Annotated in this window: 2 protein-coding genes; one reads left to right on the top strand and one right to left on the bottom strand. The window is 35.3% G+C overall.

The annotated features are described in order from the left end of the window. Nucleotides 1–204 (top strand): hypothetical protein (locus E5983_RS09945; protein ID WP_237397616.1); only part of this gene is annotated, 204 nt, incomplete at its 5' end. 868 nt (nt 205–1,072) lie between these two features. Here E5983_RS09945 and E5983_RS09040 read toward each other — a convergent pair. Next, nucleotides 1,073–1,288 (bottom strand): hypothetical protein, encoded by a 216-nt coding sequence (locus E5983_RS09040; RefSeq protein WP_160333492.1) that lies wholly within the window; start codon nt 1,286–1,288, stop codon nt 1,073–1,075. Between the last annotated feature and the right edge of the window lie 202 nt (nt 1,289–1,490).

Genomic DNA, 1,490 nt, shown 5'->3' with positions numbered 1-1,490 from the left:
ACCTCAGAAAAGTATTGCCCAGTTATGACAATTTTTTGGATGCTTTGTTGTCTTGTTCTTGTTTCAAATGACTATAATAGAGAATGGAGTAGGCTTTTTAAATTCAAAAATCCCATAGGATGCAGGGTCCTAGGGGATATCAAGGTTTGGGGAACCTTGATACCCGAGCCAAGCAAGGAAAAAGCGAGGCTGCTTCCCGAATAAGGCATGGAACTCGTCAGAGGTCGTTGCCGTCCCCTACCACAGGTCAAGCATCTCATTAACTATCAGTTTTCAAGAATTCCACACAACTTGCACAAGAACCAAAATTTACACCCACTACAGTTGACAAAGAGCCAAAATGAAAAGCAACGACTTCAGTATCGTTGCTTTTTGCTTTATAAGGGACGATTCTATCTGGTCTACATAAGTTCAACTCAATCAGAATCGCTCAAATGAATAGGCCAACCAGATATTTTTTAACATTTATTTCTGTATCCAAATGAAAATGAGGAACTGTTTAGACTCCCCATCAGTTGATAAGTTTTTAGATGCCTGCTCGTGGTGAAACCTATCCAAACCCAATAAGGCAATCAACAGTTACAAGCAGACCGTAACTGTCCATTCTGCCAGTACTAGTCTATAGATAACTGTAGACTAGTAATAGTTGTCTTCTACAAAATTTATTTTATCAAAAGATCAGATCATCTACAACTATTTCACATCATTTATCAATCTTTATATCCAATCCCAAAAGAAGCAACTACCAAAGCTTCCAAAGGGTCCAGTCACCGTCAATGCTAACAGCAATTTGTTTGTATAAAAAAGTATAATAAACTTTATGACTATAACATTGCAAAAAATCGATAAAGCATGATTGTGTAATACAATTGTAGCACCTTGCGAAAAAATTGAAAGTCAAGGTGCTGTTTCAGTCTATCCTTTTTTAGGTATTTGGTCTCAGCTTAGACACAAAACCATCAAAAGTTGCCTGTGAGCTAAGCCATTATAAGAGAAGAGTGATTCCATGTAAAGGTACGCTGACGCTCAAGGACTTTACACGGAATCCCCTTCTTTTAGCTTGCCAATTAGGTTAAGCAGGCATCACCTTGCCAAATAAATTGGCTAATTTTTGGAAAAATGGTTGACAATCACTTTTATTATAAAACATTTTTTTATGTAATGAGTTAACAGCAAATTCTTTACCTTTCCTCTTCATCCTTTTCAAATGTTTTTGAAAATAATTCATCAGTATTTGCTGAAGTAAATAGATTTTTAAAATTAGTATATCTATTTGATTGTAGGGCATTCCAGTCATCTCCTAGAGGTATTTTTTTAGATAACTCTTTCGCCTCTGATTTAAACAATAGAGAGTGTACAATATCTTGTGTAAACGCAAAAAAAGAATAAATCCTGTTATAGTAGAGTTAGACAAAAAAATACTACTAGAAAGATTTATTCCCATGACCCAGTTTATCACAGATTTAACCACATTTCTAGCTAATCATTCA

Source organism: Streptococcus danieliae, assembly GCF_009767945.1.
GTDB lineage: Bacteria > Bacillota > Bacilli > Lactobacillales > Streptococcaceae > Streptococcus > Streptococcus danieliae.
The sequence above is the reverse complement of the archived record's forward strand: the minus strand, read 5'-3'. Positions and strand labels throughout refer to the sequence as shown.

Coding starts and splice junctions, on each gene's coding strand:
- E5983_RS09040 (WP_160333492.1), bottom strand. CDS start 1,288: ATGCCCTACAATCAAATAGATATACTAATTTTAAAAATCTATTTACTT.